This window comes from Actinosynnema sp. NPDC050436 (genome assembly GCF_040655415.1).
GTDB lineage: Bacteria > Actinomycetota > Actinomycetes > Mycobacteriales > Pseudonocardiaceae > Actinosynnema.
Genome location: NZ_JBFAJV010000003.1, coordinates 357,994 through 382,350, shown reverse-complemented (window position 1 = coordinate 382,350; position 24,357 = coordinate 357,994). Strand labels below are relative to the sequence as shown.

27 protein-coding genes are annotated in these 24,357 nt (G+C 72.4%); 13 read left to right on the top strand and 14 right to left on the bottom strand.

The genetic code is table 11. The annotated features are described in order from the left end of the window. Window positions 1–112: 112 nt before the first annotated feature. The 3 genes from AB0I60_RS10250 to AB0I60_RS10240 all read right to left on the bottom strand — a co-directional run bounded on the left by AB0I60_RS10250 (window position 113) and on the right by AB0I60_RS10240 (window position 2,707). A complete protein-coding gene (locus tag AB0I60_RS10250) occupies window positions 113–1,234 on the bottom strand; it encodes a nitric oxide synthase oxygenase (protein WP_360727445.1) in 1,122 nt (373 codons plus the stop codon). 145 nt (window positions 1,235–1,379) lie between these two features. After that, on the bottom strand, window positions 1,380–2,090 hold the full coding sequence (gene trmB / locus AB0I60_RS10245; RefSeq protein ID WP_360727444.1) for a tRNA (guanosine(46)-N7)-methyltransferase TrmB: 711 nt from the start codon (window positions 2,088–2,090) through the stop codon (window positions 1,380–1,382). 38 nt (window positions 2,091–2,128) lie between these two features. After that, complete coding sequence (locus AB0I60_RS10240) at window positions 2,129–2,707, bottom strand: hypothetical protein (protein WP_360727443.1); 579 nt, start codon at window positions 2,705–2,707, stop codon at window positions 2,129–2,131. A gap of 234 nt (window positions 2,708–2,941) precedes the next feature. On the opposite strand from AB0I60_RS10240, the gene AB0I60_RS10235 reads away from it, so the two are divergent. Then, on the top strand, window positions 2,942–4,180 hold the full coding sequence (locus tag AB0I60_RS10235; protein ID WP_360727442.1) for a S8 family serine peptidase: 1,239 nt from the start codon (window positions 2,942–2,944) through the stop codon (window positions 4,178–4,180). Window positions 4,181–4,255: 75 nt separating this feature from the next. Here AB0I60_RS10235 and AB0I60_RS10230 read toward each other — a convergent pair whose 3' ends face one another. The 3 genes from AB0I60_RS10230 to AB0I60_RS10220 form a co-directional block, all read right to left on the bottom strand. After that, window positions 4,256–5,161, bottom strand: coding sequence for an ABC transporter ATP-binding protein (locus AB0I60_RS10230; RefSeq protein WP_360727441.1), 906 nt, complete (start codon window positions 5,159–5,161; stop codon window positions 4,256–4,258). Window positions 5,162–5,398: 237 nt separating this feature from the next. Next, entirely contained in the window at window positions 5,399–6,160 is a 762-nt protein-coding gene (locus tag AB0I60_RS10225; RefSeq protein WP_360727439.1) for a hypothetical protein, read from the bottom strand. Window position 6,161: 1 nt separating this feature from the next. Further along, on the bottom strand, window positions 6,162–7,076 hold the full coding sequence (locus AB0I60_RS10220) for an ABC transporter ATP-binding protein (RefSeq protein WP_360727437.1): 915 nt from the start codon (window positions 7,074–7,076) through the stop codon (window positions 6,162–6,164). 211 nt (window positions 7,077–7,287) lie between these two features. Between AB0I60_RS10220 and AB0I60_RS10215 the strand changes: the two genes are divergently transcribed. Continuing rightward, window positions 7,288–7,722 carry a PPOX class F420-dependent oxidoreductase gene (locus tag AB0I60_RS10215; protein WP_360727435.1) on the top strand — a complete coding sequence of 145 codons (435 nt, stop codon included), beginning with the start codon at window positions 7,288–7,290 and terminating at the stop codon, window positions 7,720–7,722. A 37-nt stretch (window positions 7,723–7,759) separates the two neighbouring features. Here AB0I60_RS10215 and AB0I60_RS10210 read toward each other — a convergent pair whose 3' ends face one another. Next, window positions 7,760–8,551 (bottom strand): HAD family hydrolase, encoded by a 792-nt coding sequence (locus tag AB0I60_RS10210; protein WP_360727433.1) that lies wholly within the window; start codon window positions 8,549–8,551, stop codon window positions 7,760–7,762. Window positions 8,552–8,600: 49 nt separating this feature from the next. Between AB0I60_RS10210 and AB0I60_RS10205 the strand changes: the two genes are divergently transcribed. Both AB0I60_RS10205 and AB0I60_RS10200 read left to right on the top strand, forming a co-directional pair. Next, window positions 8,601–9,176 (top strand): TetR/AcrR family transcriptional regulator, encoded by a 576-nt coding sequence (locus AB0I60_RS10205; RefSeq protein WP_360727432.1) that lies wholly within the window; start codon window positions 8,601–8,603, stop codon window positions 9,174–9,176. Then, window positions 9,177–10,085 (top strand): SDR family oxidoreductase, encoded by a 909-nt coding sequence (locus AB0I60_RS10200; RefSeq protein WP_360727431.1) that lies wholly within the window; start codon window positions 9,177–9,179, stop codon window positions 10,083–10,085. It begins immediately after the preceding gene. An 84-nt stretch (window positions 10,086–10,169) separates the two neighbouring features. Here the strand turns inward: AB0I60_RS10200 and AB0I60_RS10195 are convergent, their stop codons facing one another. From AB0I60_RS10195 to AB0I60_RS10185, 3 genes are all read right to left on the bottom strand, one after another. Then, a complete protein-coding gene (locus tag AB0I60_RS10195) occupies window positions 10,170–10,826 on the bottom strand; it encodes a response regulator transcription factor (RefSeq protein ID WP_360727429.1) in 657 nt (218 codons plus the stop codon). A 10-nt stretch (window positions 10,827–10,836) separates the two neighbouring features. Further along, window positions 10,837–11,997 (bottom strand): sensor histidine kinase, encoded by a 1,161-nt coding sequence (locus AB0I60_RS10190; RefSeq protein WP_360728524.1) that lies wholly within the window; start codon window positions 11,995–11,997, stop codon window positions 10,837–10,839. Window positions 11,998–12,099: 102 nt separating this feature from the next. Next, a complete protein-coding gene (locus tag AB0I60_RS10185; protein WP_360727428.1) occupies window positions 12,100–12,558 on the bottom strand; it encodes a hypothetical protein in 459 nt (152 codons plus the stop codon). An 85-nt stretch (window positions 12,559–12,643) separates the two neighbouring features. On the opposite strand from AB0I60_RS10185, the gene AB0I60_RS10180 reads away from it, so the two are divergent. The 4 genes from AB0I60_RS10180 to AB0I60_RS10165 all read left to right on the top strand — a co-directional run bounded on the left by AB0I60_RS10180 (window position 12,644) and on the right by AB0I60_RS10165 (window position 17,177). Further along, window positions 12,644–14,161, top strand: coding sequence for a dynamin family protein (locus tag AB0I60_RS10180; RefSeq protein ID WP_360727426.1), 1,518 nt, complete (start codon window positions 12,644–12,646; stop codon window positions 14,159–14,161). Beyond that, window positions 14,134–14,526: a nucleotide exchange factor GrpE gene (grpE, locus tag AB0I60_RS10175; RefSeq protein WP_360728521.1), complete on the top strand. Its 393-nt coding sequence runs from the start codon at window positions 14,134–14,136 to the stop codon at window positions 14,524–14,526. The genes AB0I60_RS10180 and grpE overlap by 28 nt, the downstream gene beginning before the upstream one ends. Next, the gene (locus tag AB0I60_RS10170) at window positions 14,523–16,340 is read left to right on the top strand and encodes a dynamin family protein (RefSeq protein WP_360727425.1); all 1,818 of its coding nucleotides are present in this window, start codon (window positions 14,523–14,525) and stop codon (window positions 16,338–16,340) included. The genes grpE and AB0I60_RS10170 overlap by 4 nt, the downstream gene beginning before the upstream one ends. Before the next feature lie 126 nt (window positions 16,341–16,466). Further along, window positions 16,467–17,177: a hypothetical protein gene (locus AB0I60_RS10165; protein ID WP_360727424.1), complete on the top strand. Its 711-nt coding sequence runs from the start codon at window positions 16,467–16,469 to the stop codon at window positions 17,175–17,177. A gap of 15 nt (window positions 17,178–17,192) precedes the next feature. Here AB0I60_RS10165 and AB0I60_RS10160 read toward each other — a convergent pair whose 3' ends face one another. From AB0I60_RS10160 to AB0I60_RS10145, 4 genes are all read right to left on the bottom strand, one after another. Next, window positions 17,193–17,732, bottom strand: coding sequence for a hypothetical protein (locus tag AB0I60_RS10160; protein ID WP_360727422.1), 540 nt, complete (start codon window positions 17,730–17,732; stop codon window positions 17,193–17,195). A gap of 1 nt (window position 17,733) precedes the next feature. Then, entirely contained in the window at window positions 17,734–18,255 is a 522-nt protein-coding gene (locus tag AB0I60_RS10155; RefSeq protein WP_360727420.1) for a SigE family RNA polymerase sigma factor, read from the bottom strand. Window positions 18,256–18,498: 243 nt separating this feature from the next. After that, window positions 18,499–18,678, bottom strand: a complete 180-nt coding sequence (locus AB0I60_RS10150; protein ID WP_360727419.1) for a DUF397 domain-containing protein — start codon at window positions 18,676–18,678, stop codon at window positions 18,499–18,501. Further along, a complete protein-coding gene (locus tag AB0I60_RS10145; protein WP_360727417.1) occupies window positions 18,675–19,541 on the bottom strand; it encodes a helix-turn-helix transcriptional regulator in 867 nt (288 codons plus the stop codon). The genes AB0I60_RS10150 and AB0I60_RS10145 overlap by 4 nt, the downstream gene beginning before the upstream one ends. A 61-nt stretch (window positions 19,542–19,602) precedes the next feature. On the opposite strand from AB0I60_RS10145, the gene AB0I60_RS10140 reads away from it, so the two are divergent. The 5 genes from AB0I60_RS10140 (at window position 19,603) to AB0I60_RS10120 (ending at window position 24,352) form a co-directional block, all read left to right on the top strand. After that, complete coding sequence (locus AB0I60_RS10140; RefSeq protein ID WP_360727415.1) at window positions 19,603–19,869, top strand: hypothetical protein; 267 nt, start codon at window positions 19,603–19,605, stop codon at window positions 19,867–19,869. Between the two features lie 51 nt (window positions 19,870–19,920). Next, window positions 19,921–20,805, top strand: coding sequence for a hypothetical protein (locus AB0I60_RS10135; protein WP_360727413.1), 885 nt, complete (start codon window positions 19,921–19,923; stop codon window positions 20,803–20,805). Next, window positions 20,805–21,617: a hypothetical protein gene (locus AB0I60_RS10130; protein ID WP_360727411.1), complete on the top strand. Its 813-nt coding sequence runs from the start codon at window positions 20,805–20,807 to the stop codon at window positions 21,615–21,617. The genes AB0I60_RS10135 and AB0I60_RS10130 overlap by 1 nt, the downstream gene beginning before the upstream one ends. Further along, window positions 21,614–22,150 (top strand): GntR family transcriptional regulator, encoded by a 537-nt coding sequence (locus tag AB0I60_RS10125; RefSeq protein WP_360727409.1) that lies wholly within the window; start codon window positions 21,614–21,616, stop codon window positions 22,148–22,150. The genes AB0I60_RS10130 and AB0I60_RS10125 overlap by 4 nt, the downstream gene beginning before the upstream one ends. Before the next feature lie 390 nt (window positions 22,151–22,540). Continuing rightward, window positions 22,541–24,352, top strand: a complete 1,812-nt coding sequence (locus tag AB0I60_RS10120; protein ID WP_360727407.1) for a phosphoenolpyruvate carboxykinase (GTP) — start codon at window positions 22,541–22,543, stop codon at window positions 24,350–24,352. The last annotated feature ends 5 nt before the right edge of the window (window positions 24,353–24,357 follow it).

The window sequence follows — 24,357 nt, the reverse complement described above, 5'->3', positions numbered from 1 at the left end:
GAACGTGATGTTCGGAGTGGTGGCTACCTGGGCGGGTGCGGTCCTGGGCCTGTTGGTGCTGGTCCTGATGGCGCTCGCGGGGGTGCTGGTCGATTCCCAGCGGTGAGTCGGATCATCCCCGGGGGTGCTTGCGGAGCAGTTCTGCGAGACGTCCCCGGGAATGCGGTCGGGTGGTTTCCACCGGGTCGGGGGAAAAGCGCGCGGGCCCGCCGGAGCGCGCCCGGCGGGCGGCGGCGGGGTCGAGCCGGAACGCCGGGCGGTCGCCCGAGGGCCGCTGCCGCGAGCGCAGCCAGGACAGCCGGTGCAGCGATTCGGCGTGGTGGTCGGTGATGGTGACCTGGGCCAGGTCGAACGAGTGCAGCACGGCGCGGTTGAGCTCCACGACGGCGCGGTCGCGCCACAGCGAGCGCTCGGTCGAGGTGTCCAGGCCCAGCGCCTCGGCGACCCGGCGGGCCGCTCCGCAGGCGTTCTCGTCGGCCAGGCCGCGCGCGCCGATCTCGGAGCCGACGAACCAGGTGTTGAACGGCGCGGCGGGGTAGTCCACACCGCCGACGGACAGCCGCAGGTTGGTGATCAGCGGCACGGCGTGCCAGCGCAGCCCCAGCGAGCCGAACCACGGCAGGTCGGGGTGCTCCAGGCGCACCTCGCGCACGACGTCGGGCGGGACGGCGAACAGCTCCGGCCCCTCGTGCGCGGTCTCCACGACCAGCGGCAGCACGTCGAACGGGCCCGGCGGTCCGGGCGGCTGCCAGCCCATCGCCCGGACCACGTCGGTGAAGTCGCGGTAGCGCAGGTCGCCGCTGCCGTCCGGGTGGCCGGCGTACCGGACGAGCTGCTCGTTCCAGATCACCGGTCCGGGCGCGGCGGGGGTGTCCGGGGCGAACACGGTGATCAGGGGCTGGATGCCGCCGCCGTTGGTGGCCAGCCGCAGGTGCTCGACGCACTCGGCGGCGACGGCCGGGGCGTTGCGGAAGCCGCGCAGGTCGCGGACCTTGAGCCGGCGCCACGGGACGCCGCTGGTGCACCAGCCGCTGTCGCGCAGCGCGATCCGCGCGCCGTAGGAGAGCTCCTGCGGGGTGTGCCGGTAGGTGCCCGTGGCCGCGATCTCCTCGCGGACCGAGGCCAGCCGGGGCCCGACCGGTCCGGCCTCGGGGTGGGCGATGTGGAACATGCGGAGGAAGCTGTCCGCCGCGTCCGGGGCGAGCGCTGCCGGTGCGGTGTCGATGGCGGTCACGGGCGGCAACCGTAGTTGCGCGGAGCTGTGACGCGTCACTGCCAGTCGGGGCACACGAAGTGATCGAATCGGCTCGCTCGATGGAGTGACGAAACGACGGTGAGTTGCCGCCTCGACCACTCGATGACGTGGCTTTATGACACGGTCAGGTGAGTTCGATCCGGTCGAACATCAGGTCGTGGCTGACCCGGTCCTCCTCCACCGCCCGCTGCTCGAACTTCGTCACCGGCCGCCAGTCGGGCCGGGGCGCCCAGTCGGCGTGCCGGTTGCGCAGCAGCGGTTCGGCGGAGCAGACCGCGAGCATCTGCTCGGCGTAGTTCTCCCAGTCGGTCGCCAGGTGCAGGGTGCCGCCGGGCCGCAGCCGCGTGGCCAGCAGCCGCACGAACGCCGGCTGCACGAGCCGGCGCTTGTGGTGCTTCTTCTTCGGCCACGGGTCCGGGAAGAAGATCCGGACGCCGGCCAGGGAACCCGGCGCGACGTGCTCGGTGAGCAGGTCGACGGCGTCGCCGCGCAGCACGCGCAGGTTCGTCACGTCGAGCGCCTCGGCGCGCATCAGCAGCTGCGCGAGGCCGGGTTTGTAGACCTCCACGGCCACGTAGTTCAGCTCCGGCGCGGCGGCGACGAGCTGCGAGGTGGTCTCGCCCATGCCGGAGCCGATCTCCAGCAGCACCGGGGCGTCCCGGTCGAACCACGCGGCGAAGTCGAGGGGACCGGCCGGGAGCGCCTTGACCTCGCGGCCCAAGCGCTCCCAGTGGCGGTCCCAGGCCCGCTCCTGCCCGACGGTCATCCGCTCGCCGCGTTGCACGTAGCTGACGATGGAGCGGTGGTGGGGCGGGCGCTGGCTGGACGTGGTCACGGGCGTACAGCCTAAGCGGTGGCGCGGGCGGTGCGGTGTCAGGCGAGGTTCTCCAGGTCGGCGATCCGCTCGCGCAGCTCGGCGGGGGTGACCTCGACCGGGCGGCGCGGGCCGGGGCCCCGGTGGGCGGGCAGCAGGTCGACCCAGCCGGCGTGCCGGTCGGTGAACTGCGCGGTGGTGGGCTCGGCGGGGCCGTGCGCGCCGCTCTCGGACGGCACGAACTCCCAGTAGCCGACCTCGCCCTCGGCCGCCCACGGCACGAAGACCCAGCCGGGCCGGGCGGACAGCAGCGCGGTGACCTCGTCCTCCACCGCGAAGCCGGCCGCGCGGGAGGGCAGCACGCCCCGGTCCAGCGCCCGCAGCCACCACGGCGCGGGTGCCGTGCCGCCGACGGCCCGGTAGAGCGCGAGCACCTGCTGCTCGTCGGCCCGGTGGATCCAGGCGCGGCGGCCCTGCGCGGGCCCGGCGGCGACGCCGGCACCGCCGGCGGGTTCGATCGCGTGCGACCATTCGAGGGCCAACATCGGTTCGACGCGAAGGGCGTGGTCGCGTTGCCGTGGCAACCTGGTCGAACCGGCCGAGGACTCGGCGTCCACATCGGGGTCGAGCACCGTCACGGGTTCACCTCCGGGGGTTTCCTGGACGGGGGACAGCCGAATTCGCGTGCGGCACACCGCCGCCTCGCGATTCGCTTCTTTCCATCTGACCTTGTTCAGATGGGCTTGTCACCGCGCTGTGCGGGAGTTCACCGGCCGTTGACGCACCTCTTACTCCGGTTGCCTGATCGGTGATCGGCAAAACGTGAATTCACTGGAATATTTGTGACCTCGACCACAGGGGGAATTCGGGGCATGTCAGGTCGGGTGATCGCCGCCGCGAGCGCGGTCCTGCTATTCCTGCCGGGTGCGGCTTCGGCGGCACCGGGCCCTTCCGGGTGGCGGGCGCAATCCATCGCGGACCAGCAGTGGCACGTGGCCGCGATGGGCCTGCCGCAGGCCCACGGGGTGACGCGCGGCGACGGCGTGGTGGTCGCGGTGGTCGACTCCGGGGTCGACGGCACCGCCCCTGACCTGGTCGGGGCGTTGCTGCCGGGCACCGGCTTCGGCAGCGCGGCGGGCAGCGCCGGCACCGACGACAAGGACGGCCACGGCACCGCGATGGCCACCCTGATCGCCGGTCGGGCGGTCGACGGCGGCGCGCTGGGAGTCGCGCCGGCGGCACGCGTCCTCCCGGTTTCGGTGGGTTCGGACGGCGGCCGTTTCACCACCGCCTCGGTCGCCTCCGGTATCAACTGGGCGGTGGACAACGGGGCCGACGTGATCAACCTGTCGCTCACCTCGGAAGCCACCCTCACGCCGGATTTGTTGCGTGCGGTCAACTACGCGTTCGACCACGACGTCGTGGTGGTCGCGGGCACCGGGAATACCGGCGAACGGCACGTCGGTGCGCCCGCGAACATCCGTGGGGTGATCGCGGTGTCCGGGACCGAGGAGGGCAACGCGCCCTGGGCGTCGTCCAACACCGGGCCGGAGACCGTCCTGGCGGCACCGGCCCGGGGCATCGTCACGGCGGTGCCGCTCGCGGTGTCCTCGACCGGCTACGCGGCGGTCGACGGGACGTCGGCGGCCACCGCCCTGGTGTCCGGCGCGGCGGCCCTGGTCCGGGCGAAGTTCCCCGACCTGGACGCCGGCAACGTGGTCAACCGGCTGATCACCACCGCCACCGACCTCGGCGCACCCGGCCGCGACGACCCGACCGGCTTCGGCCTGGTCGACGTGGTCGCGGCGCTGTCCGCCGACGTGCCGCCGGTGCCGCGCAACCCGCTGGCCCCGCCGCCCCGCACCACGCCGCCGCCCGGTTCGGCGACGGCCGCGCCCGCCGACCCCTCGGCGACCCCGCCGCAGGCCGACCGCGCCGGCCCGGAGGTAGCGCCGGGCATCCGGGCGCTGGTCGTGTTCGGCGGGCTGGCGCTGGTCGTGATCGCCGTCGTGGTGGTCTCGGTGCTGCTGTCCCGGCGCCCCCGGCCCACGGCACCTCGGACGCCGGACCTGCCACCCCCGTCCGACGACTTCTGGCGGCACGCGCCCTGAACCGTCACCCCAGAGCCGGTCACCCCAGAGCCGTCGCGCTTGAGCCATCAGTCGTGAGCCGTCGCGCCTGGGTCGTCAGTCGTGGCCGTGGTACTCGACCGACTCCCGGGTGAGCTGCATGAACGCCTCCTCCAGCGACCCGAGCCGGGGGCTCAGCTCGTGCAGGGTGATGCCGTTGGCGGCGGCCACCTCGCCGATCGCCGCCGCCTCCACGCCGTGCACGACCAGCGCGCCGTCCGCCGCGCCCTCCGTGACGCGGCCGTGCGCGGCCAGCAGCGGGCGCAGCTGCTCCAGCTGCGGGGAGCGGACCTGCACGGTGTCCTCGGTGGCGTCCTTGATGAACTGCGCGGTGCTGGTCTGCGCGATCAGCCGGCCCCGGCCGATCACGATCAGGTCCTGGGCGGTCTGCGCCATCTCGGAGAGCAGGTGGCTGGAGACGAAGACCGTCCGGCCCTCGTCGGCCAGGCGGTGCATGAACTGGCGGATCCAGAGGATGCCCTCCGGGTCCAGGCCGTTGACCGGCTCGTCGAACAGCAGCACCCTCGGGTCGCCGAGCAGGGTGCCCGCGATGCCCAGGCGCTGCGACATGCCCAGCGAGAAGCCGCCGGCCCGGCGCTTGGCGACCTGGGTCAGGCCGACCATCTCCAGCACCTCGTCGACCCGCTTGTCGGAGATGCCGTTGGACTTGGCCAGCCACTGGAGGTGGGCGCGCGCCGAGCGGTTGGGGTGCACCCACTTGGCGTCCAGCAGCGCGCCGACGGTCCGCAGCGGGCGGTGCAGCTCCAGGTAGCTCTTGCCGTCGATCAGGACCTTGCCGCCGGTCGGGCGGTCCAGGCCCAGGATCATCCGCATGGTGGTGGACTTGCCCGCGCCGTTCGGGCCGAGGAAGCCGGTGACCCGACCTGCCCCGACCGTGAACGAGAGGTCGTCCACGGCCACGGTGTCCCCGTAGCGCTTGGTCAGTCCGGTCGCCTCGATCATGGCTGCTCCTGTCCGATCCGCCACTTCCCGAACGTGCCACTGCCGTCCCGCCACAACGTGCCCTGCCGGACCGCTGCCCGCCAGACGTACCCGCCGGCCGCGCCCCCGTCCCCGCCGGCCGGCCCTTCCCCGGAAGACGAGAGCTCGGGCCACCCCCCGAAGGTGACCCGAGCTCCCCCTTCCCCTCGTCCCCGCCGCGCCGGCCCCGATTCCGGCTGCGGCGGGAGGTGGTCGGCTCTAGGCGTCCCGCCGCTTCACCACGACCAGCGAGATGACGTAGACCGCCAGCGAGATGGCCGCGAAGTACCCGAACGAGCCCCACGGCGACAGCTCGCCGACGACCGGCGGCCCCGCGCCGTTGGGCAGCGCGCTCGGGTCCGGGTCGCCGAAGATGAACTTGCTGACCACGGTGAACGGCATCCACTTCTGGATGTCGTCGCCGATGTTCGGGATGAACCCGACCACGCTCTCCAGCACCAGCGCGAACACCAGGATGATCGACACCGCGCCGGCGGTCTGCCGGACCAGCGCGCCCACGCCCAGCGCCAGGACCGCGCCCGCCGCGTACACCAGGCCGATGCCCGCCACGTGCCGCCAGTCGTTGGCGGTGGTCAGCGCGAGGTCCGAGGTGTCCTTCGCCAGCAGCCAGCTCGCGCCCCACGAGCCGAACGCCACGGCCTCGCCGACCAGGCCGGCCAGCAGCGAGACCACGACCGCCTTCGCCACCAGCGGCGAGACGCGGTCCGGCACGGCCTGGAACGTCGCCTTGATCGTCCCGAACCGGTACTCGGTGGTCACCGCCAGCGCGGCCATCACCATGACCACGTAGAGGCCGAAGGTGTGGGTGAACACCGCGGCGATGACCGGCATCGGCGAGTTGTCCCAGTTCGCCGCGATGATCGCGGTGAGACCGACGGTCAGGCCGAGCGCGAGCACCATGCACCACCACGGCGACCGCGTGGTGAAGAGCTTGATCCGTTCAACAGCGAGCAGAGTCATGTCACTTTCCCGTCTCGACCGCGTGGTACTCGACCGAATCACCCGTGAGCTGCATGAAAGCTTCCTCCAGCGAACCGCGCTGGGGGCTCAGCTCGTGCAGCACCACGCCGGCGGACGCCGCGATGTCACCGATCTGGTCACTGGAGGCACCCGACACGGTCAACGACGTGTCGGCGTCCTCGCGGACCGTGAAGCCCTTGTCCACCAGCAGCGCGCCGAGCTTGTCGGCGTGCGGGCTGCGCACCTTGACGGTGTTCTCCGTGGACCGCTCCACGAACTCCTCGGTGGTGGACTGCGAGATCAGCTTGCCGCGCCCGATGACCACCAGGTCCGAGGCGGTCAGCGCCATCTCCGAGAGCAGGTGGCTGGAGACCAGGACGGTGCGCCCCTCGGCCGCCAGGCCCTGCATGAACTGGCGGATCCAGAGGATGCCCTCCGGGTCCAGGCCGTTGACCGGCTCGTCGAACAGCAGGACCTTCGGGTCGCCGAGCAACGCCCCCGCGATGCCCAGGCGCTGCGACATGCCCAGCGAGAAGCCGCCCGCGCGGCGCTTGGCGACCTTGCCCAGGCCGACCAGGTCGAGCACCTCGTCCACCCGGCGGGCCGGCAGCCCGTTGGACTTGGCCAGCCACTGGAGGTGGGCGCGCGCCGAGCGGTTGGGGTGCACCCACTTGGCGTCCAGCAGCGCGCCGACGGTCCGCAGCGGGCGGTCCAGCTTCGCGTACGGCGTCCCGTCGATCAGCACCTGGCCGGACGTCGGGCGGTCGAGCCCGAGGATCATCCGCATGGTGGTGGACTTGCCCGCGCCGTTCGGGCCGAGGAAGCCGGTGACCCGTCCCGGCGCGACGGTGAACGACAGGTTGTCCACCGCCACCGTGTTCCCGTAGCGCTTGGTGAGGCCGACAGCCTCGATCATGGTTTCTCCCCTGGACGGCACATCCCCGATCTCGGCGAGAACTCTGCCCCGTCGAGGGGGTCGACCACATCGGTCTGTAGTTGACTCGTCGGTGCGACTTCAGTCTTATCGCGCGCACTACCTCGGTTGTAGCAACCGGTGCTCACCCTGAGTGCCACCCTGGGGTGTTGCCCGGTGGTTCTCAGGGATCGGATGGTCCTACGGTGGTGCCATGGGTTACACCGACGCCCCGAGCAACTGGTGGCGCGAGTTCGTCTCGGCCACCCCGGCACGGACCGGCAAGCTCGCCGTCGTCCGCGAGGACGGCTCGCCGCACGTCTCCCCCGTCTGGGTCGACCTGGACGGCAGCACCGTCGTCTTCACCACCCACCTCGACTCGGTGAAGGGCCGGGCCATCGCCCGCGACGGCCGGGTCTCCCTGTGCCTGGACGACGAGCGGCCCCCGTTCGCGTTCGTCACGATCACCGGGCGCGCGGAGGTCGAGGACGACCCCGAACAGGTCCGCTACTGGGCGGGCCGGATCGGCGGGCGCTACATGGGCGCGGACCGCGCGAACGAGTACGCCGAGCGCAACGGCGTGCCGGGCGAGGTCGTCGTGCGGGTGCGCGACGCGCGGATCGTGGCGAAGGTCGACGTGGCGGAGTAACCCGAACGGGTGGAGTCCTGCCCGGCCCGCCTGCGGGTCAGGCGAACCAGCGGTCCAGCTCGGCGGCGGCACCGTCCTCCACGACGGTGCCCGTCACGTCGTCCGCCACCGCCTGGACGGTCGCGGGTGCCTGGCCCATCGCCACGCCCCGGGCCGCCCACTTCAGCATCTCCTCGTCGTTGTGGCCGTCGCCGAGGGCCAGGGTGTCCACTTCGGACACCCCGAGCCGGACCCGCAGGTCCTCCAGCGCCGCGCCCTTGGTCACGCCGGCCGGCGACGCGGTGACCCACGGCTCGGTGTTGTCCACCCACCACGTGACGCCGGGCAGCTCGACGTCGAGCATCCGCAGCGCCACCTCCTCCGGGGTCCGGTCGACCCACCGCATGACCAGCCGGGACGTGGGGTCGGCGGTCAGCTCGGCGGCGGTGACCTCGCGGACCTCGCCCCACAGGTCGCCGTCCGGGAAGCGGCCCAGCGACAGGTTGCCGACGCCGGTCACCTCGGTGGCGAACACCGCGCCGGGGAACAGCCCGCGCAGCCGGGCGACGGTGGGGCCGGCGTCGAAGTCGACCTTGCGGACGACCTCGCGGGTGGCGGTGTCCCACCACACCGCGCCGTTGGAGCAGATGGCGGTGGTGTCGCGCAGCCCCAGGTCGTCGGCGATCGGGCGGGTGCCGATCAGGCTGCGGCCGGTGGCGAGGACCACGTGCGCGCCCCGGTCGACCGCGCGGTGGATGGCGGCCCGGACCGCCGGGGCGACGCGCTCCTCCCCGACCGGGGTGATGGTGCCGTCGATGTCGAGGGCGACGAGGCGCGGTCTCCAGCTCACTGGCCTCACCCTAATGGACGACATTAGTGAATCGTGGTTCACTAACGGGGTGGCACGACCGAAGACCATCACCGACGAGCGCCTGCTCGGCGCGACCGCCGTCGTGATCGGCCGCCGGGGCCCGGGGTTCACCATCGCCGACGTGGCCGCCGAGGCCGGGGTCTCGGTGGGCACGGTGGCGCAGCGGTTCGGGTCGAAGAGCGGGTTGTTGCAAGCGCTGACCAGGCAGACCACGGCGGACGTGGAACGCCGGATGCTCGCCGCCGCCGCGACGGGCGCGGACCCGGCGGCGGGGTTGCGCGCGGCGCTGCTCACCTGGTTCGAGGACGTGACGGACCCGGTCGAGGCGGGCAACCACCTGGCGCAGCTGGGCTGCGACCTGGTCGACCCCGACCTGCGGGCGCTGCTCGCGCGGCTGCACGAGGTGACCGAGCGGACCGTGCTCGCGCTCGTCCGGGAGGCGGACCTGCCGGGCGGGCCGCCGCCCGAGCGCGCCGCGCGGGTGCTCACCGGTCTGCTCTTCGGCGTGGCCGTGGACTGGTCGGTCCGACCGCGCGGTGCGCTGGCGGACCGGCTTGCCGAGGATGTCGACGCGGTGCTGGCCGCGTGGCGGAAGGGGAGCTGAATGTCGTTGCGGGGCAAGGTGGCCGCGGTCACGGGGGCGACGCGGGGCGCGGGTCGGGCCATCGCGGTGGAGCTGGGGGCGGCGGGCGCGACGGTCTTCGTCGGCGGCCGGTCGACGCGGGCCGCGAAGTCGCCGATCGGGCGCGACGAGACGATCGAGGAGACCGCCGAGCTGGTCGACGCGGCGGGCGGCCGGGGCATCCCGGTCCGGTGCGACTTCACCGTCGCCGAGGAGGTGGACGCGTTCCGGGCGCGCATCGAGTCCGAAGGGGACGGTCACCTGGACGTCCTGGTGGACGACGTGTGGGGCGGTGAGGCGGACGTCGAGTTCATCCCGTTCTGGGAGCAGGGACTGGACCGGCAGCTCGGCTTCTGGCGCAACAGCGTCCAGGCGCACCTGGTCGCGCTGCACCGGTTGATCCCGCTGCTGATCGCCCGGCCGGGCGGGCTGCTGGTCGAGGTGACCGACGGCGACAGCGACGAGTACTACTCCGGCATGTTGGCCTACGACTCGGTGAAGGTCGCCATCCGGCGGTTCGGCGTGGTGCTGGCGAAGGACCTCGGGAAGTACGGGACGACGTCGGTCGCGGTCACGCCGGGCTTCCTGCGGTCGGAGCAGATGCTGGAGCACTTCGGCGTCACCGAGGAGAACTGGCGGGACGCGATCCCGCAGTCGCCGCACTACGCGATGTCCGAGACGCCCCGGTACGTCGGGCGCGGGATCGCGGCGCTGGCGGCGGACCCGGACCGGCACCGCTTCACCGGCCGGGCGCTGGCGTCGTGGACGCTCATGCGGGAGTACGGCTTCACCGACGTGGACGGCTCGCGGCCGGACTGGGGCCGGTGGAACGACGAGGTCGTCAAGCCGGACCTCGACCCGACCTCGGTCGACGCCGAGAACTACCGCTGACCCACCCGCCGACCGCCGCGCCGACGTCGTCGCGGCGGTCGCGCCGGCGGTGCGCGGTCGCCCGGTCGGACGGCACGCCCCCGGTCAGACGTCGCCGGGGCGGACGAGGCCGGTCTCGTAGGCCAGCACCACGGCCTGCACCCGGTCGCGCAGCTCCAGCTTCGCCAGGATGCGCCCGACGTGCGTCTTCACCGTCGCCTCGGACAGGAACAGCTTGCGCGCGATCTCGGTGTTCGACAGGCCCTTGGCGATCAGCACCAGCACCTCGCGCTCCCGCTCGGTCAGCGCCTCCAGCACCGACGCGTCGCGCAGCTCGCCGCCGCTCTCGCCGAGGAACCGGCTCAGCAGCCGCTTGGTCACCGAGGGCGAGACCACCGCGTCCCCCGACGCCACCGCGCGCAGCGCCGACACCAGGTCGCCCGGCGGGGTGTCCTTCAGCAGGAACCCCGACGCCCCGTTGCGCAGCGCCGACAGCGCGTACTCGTCCATGTCGAACGTCGTCATGACGAGGACCTTCGCCGTGCCGGCGTCGGCGATCCGCTTGGTCGCCTCCACGCCGTCGAGCACCGGCATCCGGACGTCCATCAGCACCACGTCCGGCCGCAGCGACGCGGCCATGTGCACGGCGTCGAGACCGTCGCCGGCCTCGCCCACCACGTCGATGTCCTCCTGGGCGCCGAGCACCATCCGGAAGCCCATCCGCATGAGCTCCTGATCGTCCACCAGCAGTACTCGGATCACGTTCCCCACCCTATGACGGCACCAGCGGGAGCACCGCGCGCACCCGCCACCCGCCGCCGGGGTTGGGCCCCGCCTCCAGCGTGCCGCCGAGCACACCGGCCCGCTCGCGCATCCCGATCAACCCGTTCCCGCCCGACACCGCGACGATGTCGTGCGGCGTCCCGAAACCGTCGTCCGCCACCTCCAGCTCCACCTGGTCGCCCGCGTGCGCCACCCGCACCACGGCCGACGCGCCGGAGCCCGCGTGCTTGAGCGTGTTGGTCAGCGCCTCCTGCACGATCCGGTAGATGCCCAGCCCCAGCCCGGTGGGCAGGGCCGCGAGGTCGCCCGTGGTCTCCAGCCGCACCGGCAGCCCGGAGGCGCGCAGGCCCTCGGTCAGCTCCGCCAGGTCGCCCGCCCCCGGCTGCGGCACCCACTGCGTGCCCGACTGGTCCTCGGACCGCAGCACGCCCAGCAGCCGCCGCAGCTCGGTCAGCGCCTGCCGGCCGGTGTCCGCGATGGTCCGCATGGCGGCCTCGGCCATGTCCGGGTTCGACTTGATCGCGTACCCGGCTCCGTCCGCCTGCACCACCATCACCGACACCGCGTGCGCGACCACGTCGTGCAGCTCGCGCGCGATCCGCGACCGCTCCTCGCCGACCGCGATCCGGGCCTGCTGGTCGCGTTCGGTCTCCAGCATCTGGAGCCGCTTCTCCAGCTCCCAGTGGTAGGCGCGGCGCGCGCCGACGAACTCGCCCAGCGCCCAGCTGAACCCGAAGACGACGGCGATGATGAAGACCAGGAACGCGCCTTCGAGCCCGCCCCCGATGCGCCACACCGCCCACGCGAACGTGCCGGCGGCCAGCCAGATCGCGTAGACCAGCGCCGGTTTGCGCCCGACGAAGGCGACCATCGTGTAGAGCGCGAAGGCCAGCGCGAAGTCGGCCGGCCGCACCGCCAGCCCGGAGACGTGGTCGCCGTGGGTGAGCAGTTGGAGCACGCCGCCGGCGAGGATCACGTAGCTGCTGCCGCGCGGGTACTTGCGCCGGAAGGCCACCGGTACGAGCAGGAGCAGGCCGACGAGCACCAGCATCGGCACGGAGACGTCGCCGGCGGCGGCCATCGCGCCGAGGTCGAACAACGCGAGGAACCCGGCGATCAGGGAATCCCCGAACACCGGGTGAGCTCGCATCCAGAGGCTCAGCCGACGCACGTGACCAGGGTATTCAGCGGTCAGCCCGCAGCGCGTCGCGCCACGGGCTGACCGCGCCTAATCCTCCAGGCGGATGGGGTTTCAGCGGGTCGTCTTGATCTGGAGCGGATCGGTCTGGGCGGGCTTGACGGGCTGCACCCTCGGCGCCTGCGACGGCACCTTGTGGTCGCGCTCGTACTCCTGGTGCTCGCGGGCCATCTCGTCGGCCATCTGCTGCTGGATCTGCCGGTCGCGGATGCGGCCGAGGATCAGCATGGTGACCCCGTGCACCAGCGCCAGCAGCAGGAGCACGATGCCGAGCTTGACCACGACGTTCTTCGCCGAGTCGCCCGTGTCGACGTTGATGATGGAGACCAGCGCCAGCAGACCGAGCACCACGAGGTGGAACAGCACGGTAGCGAGCGCGGTCATCGACTTGGCGGCCTCCGGGTCGCCGTAGGCCCGGCGCATGTACGCCCGCCCGCTGCGGTAGATGAGCTGGCCGTCGATCAGCACCAGCACCACGCCGAGCAGCAGGAACACCGCGTAATCCTGTCCCATGACGTGACCTCCCTCTCGGCCCGGCGAATACCCCGACCCACCCGTTCACAAACCGGACCTCACCCGGTCGTGGCACGATCTGCGCGTGACCGCCCAGGCGCAGCAGCTCGCCGGCCCACTGTCGGCCGCCGTGGCGAACCTGTGCGCCGGGCTCCAGCCGCAGGTGTCGCCGGCCACCGCCGCCGGGTTCCGCGAGGTCCTGCGCCGGCTGTCCGCGCCGCTGCAGGTGGCCGTCGCCGGCCGCATCAAGTCGGGCAAGTCCACGCTGGTCAACGCCCTGATCGGGCGTCGGGTCGCGCCCACCGACGTGGGCGAGTGCACCCGGCTGGTGACCCGCTTCCAGTACGGCACGGTCGACCGCGTGGAGGTGGTGTTCACCGACGGCCGCAAGCAGGTCCTCCCGTTCGACGCCAACGGCAGCATCCCGGCCGACCTCGGCGTGGACGTCGGGGACGTCTCGCACGTCGAGGCGTACCTGACCAACGCGGTGCTGCGCGACCTGACCGTGATCGACACGCCCGGCCTCGGCTCGCTCGACGCCGCGTCGGTCGCGCGCACCGAGGCGCTGCTCGGCGGCGAGCTGGACCCGGTCTCGCGCAACGCCGTCGCCGGCGCGGAGGCCGTGCTCTACGTGGTCACCCAGGGCGTGCGGCACGACGACCAGCAGGCGCTGGCCGCGTTCACCGCCGCCACGGCCGGCCGCGAGGCGGGCCCGGTCAACGCTATCGCCGTGCTGAACAAGGCGGACACCATCGCCGCCGAGACGGTCGAGGGCGCGGGCGGCGACACGTGGAAGGCGGCCGTGCTGCTCGCCGAGCGCCAGGCGCACACGCTCAAGCCGAGGGTCGCGGACGTGATCCCGGTGATCGGCCTGGTCGCCGAGTCGGCCGAGACCGGCGGGTTCACCTCGGCGGACGCCGACGCGCTGCGCAAGCTCGCCGAGCTGGACGACGCGACCCGCGAGACGATGCTGATCTCGGCCGACCTGTTCGTGACGTGGGAGTGCGACGTGCCGGTCGGCGTGCGCACCCGGCTGCTGGAGAAGCTCGACCTCTACGGCGTCCGCTGCGCGCTGGCCGCGCTGGACGCGGAGCCGGCGATCACCGCCGGCGCGCTGCGCCGCACCCTGCTCGACTCCTCCGGCCTGGACGGGGTGCGCGGCAAGCTCAACGCGGTGTTCCGGTCGCGTGCCGACGGGATCAAGGCCGCCGCCGCGCTCGCGTCGGTGACCGCGCTGGCCGCCGCGTCCGGCGACCCGAACGAGCGGCAGCGCGTGCACGACGCCATCGAGGTGCTGCTCGCCAGGCCCGAGGCCCACCAGCTCCGGATGCTGGAGGCCCTGACGCTGGTGGCGTCCGGTGCCGTGGCGATGCCGGTGGACCTGGCCGAGGAGGTGCTGCGGTTCGGCACGTCGCCGGACCCGGCCGAGCAGCTCGGGATGCGCGGCCGGCCGCACGGGGAGCTGGTCGCCCACGCCCTGGAGCGCGCGGGCTGGTGGCGCTCCTTCGCCTCGTTCGGGGCCACGCCCGCGCAGAGCCGGGTGGCGCACGTGGTGCACCGGGCGTACTTCCTGATCTGGCAACAACTCCGGGGGCGGCGATGACAAGCGGAACGGAATACTCGTCGGACGCGTCGGAGCCCGACGTGGAGACGACCATCGCCGGCGAGCTGCTGGACCAGGCGCTGGCCGAGCGCCGCGCCCTGGTGCAGCTCTGCCTGTACGCCCTGGACCGCGCCCGCAGCTCGGGCGTGGTGGAGCGGCTGGAGGAGGGCCTGGCCGGGATCGGCGTGACCGCGCTGCGCCCGGACGGCGAGCGCTTCGACCCGTCCGTGCACGAGGCGGGCGGCACCGTGCCGACCGACGACACGACGTTGGACGGCGTCGTCGCGGAGACCGAGGTGGTCGGGTTCGTCGACCGGGGGCGGGCGCTGCGCGCGCCGATCGTCACCGTCTACACGGCGCGATGACCACGCTCCCCCAAGCGGTCCGGCAGACCCGCGAGCGGCTCACCGCCCTGGTCCGGGGCATCGACCCGCGCGCGGCGGCGTTCGTGGAGACCCGGCGCGGCGGCGCGGCCTCGGTGGTCGTGGTCGGCGAGACGAACCGGGGCAAGAGCTCGCTGGTCAACGCGCTGCTGGCGACACCGGGCCTGTCACCGGTCGACGCCGAGGTGGCCACGGCGACCTACCTGGTGTTCCGGCACGGCGCGGAGTGGTCGGCGCGGGCGTGCTACCCCGGCTCGATGTCGCCGGTGCCGTTCGACCGCGCCGAGCTGGTCAACTGGGTGTCGGCGGCGCACGAGCTGCCGGAGGGCATGGTGCCGCCCCGGTACGTCGAGGTGGACGCGCCGATCCCGCTGCTGGAGCGGCTGTCCGTCGTGGACACCCCCGGTGTCGGCGGCCTGGAGTCGGTGCACGGCGAGCTGGCGGCCGAGGCGGCGGCGTCCGCCACCGCGCTGCTGTTCGTGGTGGACGCGTCCGCCCCGTTCACCAAGGGGGAGCTGGAGTTCCTCCGCACGGTCGGCGAGCGCGTCGAGACCGTCGTGTTCGCGTTGACCAAGGTCGACCAGTACCGGGGCTGGCGGACCGTGCTGGAGGCCGACCAGGCGCTGCTGGCCGAGCACGCGCCGAGGTTCGCCGGCGCGACGTTCCACCCGGTGTCCTCGCGGATGTTCGAGATGGCCGCCAAGGCGCCGAACCCGGACGCGGCGGCGATGCTGCGCGAGCGGTCCGGCGTCGGCGACCTGCAGGGCGCGGTGCAGGAGCTGGTGGTCGGCCGCGCGGCGATGCTCGGCGAGGCCAACGGCCTGCGCGCTCTGGCGACCGTGCTGGACGAGCTGGTCGCGCGCGGCGAGGCGGACAAGCGGGCGCTGTCCTCCGGCGAGGAGGAGGCCGAGGCGCTGCGCGAGCGGCGCGACGAGCTGAACACGCAGCGCCGGTCGTCCACCCGGAGCTGGCAGGTGCGGTTGCGCGGCGAGGTGCAGCGGGCGCGGGTCGAGGGCAGTCACGAGGTCAGCCGCCAGATGCGGGACGTGCAGACGTGGTTCCGGTCGGCGATCGACACCGCGTCGCGCGAGCAGCTCGCCGGGCTGCCGCACCAGGTGGACGCCGCGCTCCAGGTGGTGTCCGGCCGGATCAGCGGCGGGCTGGGCGCGCGGCTGTCGCGGGTCGCGGACGCGGCGCTGGCCGACCTGTTCTCGTCCGAGGAGCTGGCGGTGATCCGGGGCCAGTTCGCCCGGGGCGTCACGCCGCCCGTGGTGCTGCGCCCGCCGGAGAAGCGCGCGCCGACCGCCGAGGACAAGCTGCTGGTGTTCATGGGCGTGTCCGGCGGGCTGGGCGCGGGCCGGCTGGCCGCGATGCCGTTGGCGGGCCTGGGCGTCGCCGCGCTGAACCCCGTCGTCCTGCCGGTGACCATCGTGCTGGGCCTGGGCGCGGGCTGGTGGATGGCCCGCACCCGGAAGCACTCGGCGGACAAGCAGCACCTCAAGCAGTGGCTGTCGGACGCCATCGCCGACGCCAGGTCCACCGTGGACCAGCTCGTGGCCGAGCAGCTCATCGAGGCCGAGCAGCAGTTGTCGCTGGCACTGGACGACGCGCTGGGCAGGCGGGTCGACGCGATCGAAGCGGAGCTGCGCGAGGTCGACAAGGCGCTGCGCATGGAGGCGGGCGAACGCGCGAAGGCGCTCGGGGCCGCCACCCGGCAGCTCACCGAGCTGCGCGCCGGGCGGGCGAAGGTGGACGAGCTGCTGGGCCGCATCCGCGCGCTGCGGGACCGCGCCTGAGCCCTGTACCGGTCAAGGCGCCGCGTGACCGGTCCCTGACAACGGGTGACCTGGGTTCCCCTGCGGAACCGGATCGGCATAACGTGAGTCCTACCGGTACTTGAGCGCAGGAGGGTGGGGTTCCGGGTGTACGTCGACGAGACAGGCGCGACCGACGGCGAGCTGAAGGTCACCGTCGAGGACGAGGAGTACACCGCCGAGGCGACCTACGACCTCGACGACGACGGCGTGGACGAGAGCGCCGTGGTCGAGACCGACGACGGTGGGCACTTGGCGTTCAGCGACACCGACGGCGACGGCGACGCGGACCTGATGAGCACGTTCGACAAGGACGGCGACCTGGTCGGCCAGGCCCGGTTCGACGAGCGGTCCGGCGAGTGGGTCGCCGTCGACCCCGGCGACGACCACACCGCCCAGCAGACCAACTCCAACACCGGCAGGACCATCACGGTGGACGTCGAGGGCGGTCCGGACCAGAACGTCGGCCCGGCCACCGAGGACACCGACAACGACGGCCGCGCGGACACCGCCGTGGTCAAGGACGCCGAGGGCGACACCTGGCTGTTCACCGACTCGGACGGCGACGGCAAGGCAGACATCGCCACCGAGATCACCGCCGCCGGCGAGGTCACCATGTCCAAGCACACCGGCGACGACGAGTGGACCCAGGTCGAGCACGGCCGGATCGACTCGACCGGCAAGTACGTGCCGGACTCGAAGAACGGCCTGGACAGCGACGAGGTCTGGTCCGGCGGCGCGGGCGGCGGGGAGAAGGTGACCGTGTCGGGGGTCGTGCGCATCGACTCCGTGACCGGCCAGTGGATCAGCCCGAACTAGCCGGGTCCGGCGGGGTCACCTCCGCGCGGGGTCGAGCACGCACGACGGGGCCGGGTCTTCGATCGGGACGGTGATGCCCAGGCCGGTGCCCCGGTCCGGCAGGTCGGTCACCGACAAGAGGACGGTGTGGCCCTCCGGGATCCGCGCGGGCAGGGTCACCGTGTTGCCGGAGAAGCTCGGGAAGTCCCAGTCGGCGCCCTGGTAGGTCCTGGTGCCGTCGATGTCGGCGCAGTCGGCCGTCATCGGGACGGCCCTGGCCCGCACGCCCAGCTCGCGCAGCTTCTCGTTCGCCGGGTCGACGGCCTTGATGTCGTTGATGGTCACGGTCACCGAGCCGTCCGGGTGCCGGGTGACCGCGTACGCCGGGGGGCTCATCAGCGCGGTCAGCCCGATCCCCGCCGCCCCGGCCACGGCGATCGCGGCGGCGGCGACGCCGAGCGGCTTGCGGTTGCGGCGCGGGAGCGGGTCGCGGAGGGCGGCCAGGATCTCCTCCCTGCCCCGCGCGAGTTCCGCGTGCTGGGCGAGGGCGTCGCGGAAAGCGGTCTCGTCGGACATGTCAGGTCGTCTCCTTCACCACGGAGAGGGATCGGGTGGGCGAGCCGGTGGCCCGCAGGCGCAGGGTCGCCAGACCCCGCGAGAGCAGGCTGCGCACGGTGCCCGGCCGGCAGCCGAGGACGGCCCCGATCTCGGCGTCGTCGCAGCCCTCGTAGTAGCGCAGCACCAGCGCGACGCGCTGCTTGCGCGGCAGCTTCGCGAGCCGGCCCAGCATCGCCTCGCGCTCGGCGATCCCGTGGGTCGGGTCGTCGGTCGGCGAGCCGATCGCGTCGAGCGTGTGCAGCGTCGCGCTCACCTCGCGCGCGGCCCTGCGCCGACGCCAGGACAGGAACTCGTTGGTGACCATGCGCTTGACGTACGCCGAGGGGTTGTCCACCTCGACCTGGATGCGGGGCCACTGCTGCTGCGCGCGCAGGAGGGCTTCCTGCACGACGTCCTTGGCCAGGTGCGGGTCGTAGCAGAGCACGGTGGCGTAGCGCAGCAGCGGGTCCAGCCGATCGGCCACGAAGTCGTCAAAGGTCATGCACGCCTCGCAGCGGGCTGCTCGGTAGTGGTTGCACACCCCTACGAGTCATTCCGGCTGCCGATGTGTTGCACCCGGTTCCAGCTCCGTCCACAGGGCTGTCCACACCTGTGGAGAACTCGAACACGTGTTCGATCAGATCCCCGGTTGTGCTCGGGGTTACCCGCGCGCGCGACCGGAAAACGCCACCTGTCCACAGCGCTGTCCACACCTGTGGACGGGTCGAACACGTGTTCGATCCACTCAGGCGCGGGCGGTGGTGAGGAACGCCTCCCAGGCGCGGGCGCTGAACGAGAACCGAGGGCCGTCCGAGTTCTTGGAATCCCGGACGTGGACGACGTCGGGAACCCGCCGCACCTCGACGCATCCGTTGCTGCCGCCGGAACTGCGGGTGCTCTTGAACCACCCGGTGTCGTGGGTCATCGGCTCTCCTTGATCCTCTCGACCAGAAGCGCGCGGGTGTCCTCCTGGCTCAGCGCCAGGTCTTCGACCCGCTTGAACAACCGCTGCATCGGTTCGATGTCTGCCGGTTGATCGTAGAAGGCGTACGGGCCGTGCAGAACCGCCGCGAAGCTCACCGGCATCGAGTGCGGAAAGTCCAGCAGGACAAGACCTCCGCCCAGCGCAGGGTTGTCCACGGCGGTGTTCGGGACGACCCGGATGCTCAACGCCGGGTGGCGCTCGGCCAGTTGCAGCAGGTGCAGCACCTGTCCGCGCATCACGGCCGGCCCGCCGACGACGTGGTCGAGGGTGTCCTCGGTGAACACCACCCGGATGCGCTTCGGGTCGCCCGCCTCGAGCACGCGTCGCTGGTGCTCCTGCCGGAACGCGATCCGCTCGCTGGTCTCCTCCTCCGAGTCGTCCCAGTGGATCGAGTTCGACAACGTCATGATCGCCCGCACGTACTCCGGCGACTGCACCAGTCCCGGCATGACGCCGCACTCGTACCAGGCGATCTCGCACGCGGCGGACTGGAGTTCGCCCAGCCGTTGGAAGGGCTCGGGCAGGTTGTCCACGTACGCCCGCCGGGGAGCGCGCCGACGGGCCGCCGCGCCGAGGGCCAGCACGGTCTCCCGTTCGGGTCCGCGCACGTCGTAGAAGTCCAGGAGCTTCACCAACTCCTCCGGTCCGAGTCCGCCCTTGCCGTTCTCGACCTGGCTCAGCCGACCGCCGCTGCGCCCGATCGCTGCCGCCGCCTCGCCCTGCGAGCGGTGGGCGCCGGTGCGGAGCCGGGTCAGGGCCAAGCCGAGTTGCAGGCGCTCGACGGTCGACCTGGCCGTGCCCATTGATCACTCCACCCCATCGGGTAATTCCTCGAAGTCTCATAGAACTCTAAACTTTGAGACGTTGCTGTCCGTGTTCGACCACATACAACCAGGCAGGGAGGCCGTGATGGCCGACGAGGTGTCCGAACGCCGTGAGTGGCAGGTGCGCTGCACTACGGACCGGGGTGGGCCGGCCCGGTGCTCGATCGAGGTGTCGCGGGGAGTCGTCGAGGTCTTCGGGCCGGATGACCGCTTCGCGTTCGGTCTCGATCACGACCTGCTGGTCGACTTCCGCACCTCCTTGGACGAGGCGATCACCCGCGCCCGAGCGGACCTTCACATGCAGTGACCCGTGTGCGATGCTTTGTAACAAGGGGTTGCTACAAAGGGGGCAGGCACGGTGGAGATCGCGCTCTTATACGGCCTGGTCGGGTTGGCACTCCTGCTCGCCCTCTGGCCCACCAGGTCCGTCGCCGAGCGGTTCCTCCGCAGGTGGGGCGTCGCCGAACCGACCGACCGGCAGGTGTCGGACGCCGTCCACTACCTCCGCGGCCGGCGGCTGCTCTACCCGCCCCTGATCTTCCTCGTCCCCGCTGCCGCGACGGCGCTGGCCGGCCCGCTCGGTATGCCGACGCCCACTCCAGGCGCGTTGCACTACTGCGCGGCCCTGATCATCGCGCTGCTGCTGGCGGAGGCGACGGCGGCGTTGCGGCCGGTGCGCGGCTTGCGGGTCGCGGTGCTGTCACCGCGCCGCTGGCACGACCTGGTGCCCCGCCCGGCCGTGGTGGTCCTGTTGGGGCTGTTGGGCCTCTCCGCACTCCTCGCGGGCGCAGACCTGTCGACCCGGTCCTGGTCGCACCGCGTCGCGGCCACGGCCGAGGGCCTCTCCCCGGAGTACCGGGATCTGTTCCTCCGGCCGACCGGCGTCCTGGTGCTGGTCGGCGTGGTGCTCGGTGCGGCGGCGGTGCTCGGCGTGGTCGGGTTGGCTGTCCGGCGCGCGCCGACCGGCGACCCCCGCGTGGACGCAGTCCTGCGCACCCGCACCGCGCGGGTCGCGGTGGGCATCGGAATCGGGTGGGCGGGGTCGCTGGTGGGCGTCGCCCACGGCCGGCTCTGGAGCCTGAGCGACCTGGCTGCCAGGTCTCCCGAGGACGCACCTGCCTGGCTCGCGGTCGTTCCGGCGACGGGGTGGCTCGGCCTGGTCGTGCTCGTCGGGTCGCTGGGCACCTGGATGGGGGTGGCCACCCCGCCGAAGGCCGCCGTCTCGCGCGAGGGTGTCCGCTGATGCCGCTGGTCGTATTCGGGCTCATCGCACTGGTCGTCCTGCTGGTCGCCGGGGCGACGCCGCAGGTCGGCCGCAGGTTCCTCGCCCGGTGGGGCGTCCCCGACGCCGACGAGGCGCAGTCCCGGCAAGCGGCCCGCTACCTGCGCGACCGCCGCCTCCTCTGCCTGCCCCTGGTCCTGTTCACGCCCGGCGTCTTCGCACTTCCCCCGCATCACGCGGAACTGCTGGTGTTGAGCCAACTCCGGCACTTCCTCCCGGTGCTCGTGGCGCTGCTGCTCGCCGAGGCGTTCAGCGCGGTCCGCCGCGTCCAGGGGCCTCGTGCCGCCGCGCTCTCCCGGCGCGGGTGGCGGGACCTCGTGCCCCCGTGGGCGGTGATCGTGCTCCTGGCGCTCGCCGCCGCCGCGCTGCTGATCTCGCTCCTGGGGCTGTTCTTCCCGCCGGCCACGCGCAAGCCGCCCGCCTTCCCGCACGGCGGCACCGTGACCCTGGCCGTCGTGCTGGGCCTCGCTGCGGTGTTCGGGGTGGTGCTGCTCGCGGTCCGGCGCGGTGTCGTCGCCGATCCCCTGGTCGACGCCGCCCTGCGGGCGCGCAGTGCGCGGGTCGCCGTGGGCGTCGGCATGGCGTTCACGGGGTACCTGGTGTTCGCCGCCCACCGGTGGGTGCTCATGCTGGACGACGTGTGGGTACCGGTGCACTCGATCGCGTTGCTGCTCGGCCTGGCCGCCATCCCGGTGTCGTTCGGGACCTGGTTCCGGGTCGCCCGCCCGACCCGCACCGACCCGTTCGTCCGAGCCGCGCGACCGACGTCGTGACGGACTCGCTGTGGGTCGTGGTCGACCCGGACAACGGGGTGCCTCCGTGGCGGCAGATCCGCGACCAGCTCGTCCACCTGATCCGCTCCCGCGCGCTGCCGCCCGGCTCGCCGTTCCCGCCGATCCGCCAGTTGGCCCGCGACCTCGGCCTGGCGGCGGGCACGGTGGCGCGCGTCTACCGCGACCTGGAGACCTCCGGCCTGCTGGTCACCGCAGGACGCCGGGGCACGGTCGTCGCCGACCACCCGCCGGCGGCACCACCGGCCGAGCCGCCCACCCCGCAGGCCACCGCTCCGGTCACCGGCGCAGCCCTCGCCGCGCGAGCCGCTGATCCGGCAACGGGCGCAGCGCCCACCGCCGCGCCGGCCGTCGTCGCACCCTCGGCCACTGGACCACTGCCCGACGTGCCGCCGCCCGGCACGCCGTCCGCCGCGCTCGCCGAAGCCGCCGCCCGATTTGTCGCAGAAGTCCGCGCCCTGAACGCCGACCGGACCGCCGCCGAAGCCGCCGTGCGCGCCGCGTGGGCGGACTGAGAACAACCTGGACAATTTCCGCGCAATTCTTGCACCGCAACATGAGAGCGCTCTCACGAGATCCGCTCGCGATCCGCCGGCGACGTGCTCACGGCACGGGATCGCAACCTCACCGTGTGGTGCCCGCCGCACGTCCAGGCCCTTGCATTTCGGCAACTAAAGCGCAGGTCACAGCGGGGTTTGTGATGATCGGGTGCTGAATCGATTCCAGAATCGGTTTTGTGAGGGAGCCGACAGGACAGATGTGCGTTACCGAGGATTAACCCGGCTAACCTCCGTCTATCCCTTCAACGGCACGCCCTCCACCGGGGCGGGCGTCGCCATTCCCGAGGACGTCCCACCGGACAACGGCGTCCACCGTGGGCCGGCGCACCTAGGAGACGAGACGAGATGACGGCAGTGACCATTCCCGGTCTCGACCAGGCACCGACCAACCACGCGCGGCTGCTCTCCTGGGTGCGCGAGGTCGCCGAGCTGACCTGCCCCGACGAGGTCGTCTGGGCCGACGGGTCCCAGGGCGAATGGGACCGCCTCACGGCCAAACTGGTGGACGCCGGCACGTTCGTCCCGCTGAAGAAGAAGCCCAACTCGTTCTGGGCGGCCTCGGACCCCACCGACGTGGCGCGGGTGGAGGAGCGCACGTTCATCTGTTCCGTGGACGAGGCCGACGCCGGCCCCACGAACAACTGGATGGACCCCTCCGAGATGAAGGGGATCATGACCGAGCTCTACCGGGGCTCGATGCGCGGTCGCACCATGTACGTGATCCCGTTCTGCATGGGTCCGCTGGACGCCGAGAAGCCCATGCTGGGCGTGGAGATCACCGACTCCGAGTACGTCGTGGTGTCGATGCACATCATGACCCGGATGGGCACGAAGGCCCTGGCGCGTTTCGGTGAGGACGGCGACTTCGTCAAGGCGCTGCACTCGATCGGCGCTCCGCTGGAGCCGGGCCAGGACGACGTCCCGTGGCCCTGCAACGACACCAAGTACATCACCCAGTTCCCCGAGGAGCGGACCATCTGGTCGTTCGGCTCGGGCTACGGCGGCAACGCCCTGCTGGGCAAGAAGTGCTACTCGCTGCGCATCGCCTCGGTGATGGCGCGTGACGAGGGCTGGCTCGCCGAGCACATGCTCATCCTCAAGCTCACCTCGCCCGAGGCGAAGGTCTACTACATCGCGGCGGCGTTCCCCAGCGCGTGCGGCAAGACCAACCTCGCCATGCTGGAGCCGACCATCCCGGGCTGGAAGGTCGAGACCCTCGGCGACGACATCGCCTGGATGCGCTTCGGCGCGGACGGCCGCCTCTACGCCGTCAACCCGGAGAACGGCTTCTTCGGCGTCGCGCCCGGCACCGACTACCACACCAACCCGAACGCCATGCGCACCATCGAGAAGGGCAACTCGCTCTTCACGAACGTCGCGCTGACCGACGACGGCGACGTGTGGTGGGAGGGCATGGGCGAGCCGCCCGCGCACCTCACCTCGTGGAAGAAGCAGGACTGGACGCCGGGCGGCGAGGAGCTTTCCTCGCACCCGAACTCGCGCTACTGCACGCCGATCGCCCAGTGCGACATCAAGGCCCCCGAGTGGGAGGACCCGAACGGCGTCCCGATCTCGGCGATCTTCTTCGGTGGCCGCCGGGCGACCACGATCCCGCTGATCACCCAGTCCCGCGACTGGCAGCACGGCGTGTTCATGGGCGCCACCCTGTCCAGCGAGACGACCGCCGCCGCCGTGGGCCAGGTCGGTGTCGTGCGCCGCGACCCGATGGCGATGCTGCCGTTCATCGGCTACCACGCCGGTGACTACTTCCAGCACTGGATCGACACCGGCAAGTCGGCCGACGCCGACAAGCTGCCCAAGATCTTCTACGTCAACTGGTTCCGCCGGGGCGAGGACAAGCGCTTCCTGTGGCCCGGGTTCGGCGAGAACTCGCGCGTGCTGAAGTGGGCCATCGAGCGCATCGAGGGCAAGGCCGCCGCGCGGGAGACCCCGATCGGCCACGTGCCGACCGCCGACGAGCTGGACCTGTCGGAGCTGGACGCCTCCTACGAGGACATCCAGGCGGCGCTGGAGTTCGACGCCGACGAGTGGCGTGCCGAGCTCCCGATGATCGAGGAGTGGTTCGCCAAGATCGGCGACAAGGTGCCGACCTCGCTGCGCGACGAGCTGGAGGCGCTGAGGCTCCGCCTCGGCTGATCGCG

Bases quoted from the DNA above. Each gene is read 5' to 3' on its own strand.
- AB0I60_RS10235 (WP_360727442.1), top strand. From the start codon at position 2,942: ATGTCAGGTCGGGTGATCGCCGCCGCGAGCGCGGTCCTGCTATTCCTG.
- AB0I60_RS10230 (WP_360727441.1), bottom strand. From the start codon at position 5,161: ATGATCGAGGCGACCGGACTGACCAAGCGCTACGGGGACACCGTGGCC.
- AB0I60_RS10225 (WP_360727439.1), bottom strand. From the start codon at position 6,160: ATGACTCTGCTCGCTGTTGAACGGATCAAGCTCTTCACCACGCGGTCG.
- AB0I60_RS10220 (WP_360727437.1), bottom strand. From the start codon at position 7,076: ATGATCGAGGCTGTCGGCCTCACCAAGCGCTACGGGAACACGGTGGCG.
- AB0I60_RS10215 (WP_360727435.1), top strand. From the start codon at position 7,288: ATGGGTTACACCGACGCCCCGAGCAACTGGTGGCGCGAGTTCGTCTCG.
- AB0I60_RS10200 (WP_360727431.1), top strand. From the start codon at position 9,177: ATGTCGTTGCGGGGCAAGGTGGCCGCGGTCACGGGGGCGACGCGGGGC.
- AB0I60_RS10190 (WP_360728524.1), bottom strand. From the start codon at position 11,997: ATGCGAGCTCACCCGGTGTTCGGGGATTCCCTGATCGCCGGGTTCCTC.
- AB0I60_RS10185 (WP_360727428.1), bottom strand. From the start codon at position 12,558: ATGGGACAGGATTACGCGGTGTTCCTGCTGCTCGGCGTGGTGCTGGTG.
- AB0I60_RS10170 (WP_360727425.1), top strand. From the start codon at position 14,523: ATGACCACGCTCCCCCAAGCGGTCCGGCAGACCCGCGAGCGGCTCACC.
- AB0I60_RS10160 (WP_360727422.1), bottom strand. From the start codon at position 17,732: ATGTCCGACGAGACCGCTTTCCGCGACGCCCTCGCCCAGCACGCGGAA.
- AB0I60_RS10155 (WP_360727420.1), bottom strand. From the start codon at position 18,255: ATGACCTTTGACGACTTCGTGGCCGATCGGCTGGACCCGCTGCTGCGC.
- AB0I60_RS10150 (WP_360727419.1), bottom strand. From the start codon at position 18,678: ATGACCCACGACACCGGGTGGTTCAAGAGCACCCGCAGTTCCGGCGGC.
- AB0I60_RS10145 (WP_360727417.1), bottom strand. From the start codon at position 19,541: ATGGGCACGGCCAGGTCGACCGTCGAGCGCCTGCAACTCGGCTTGGCC.
- AB0I60_RS10130 (WP_360727411.1), top strand. From the start codon at position 20,805: ATGCCGCTGGTCGTATTCGGGCTCATCGCACTGGTCGTCCTGCTGGTC.
- AB0I60_RS10120 (WP_360727407.1), top strand. From the start codon at position 22,541: ATGACGGCAGTGACCATTCCCGGTCTCGACCAGGCACCGACCAACCAC.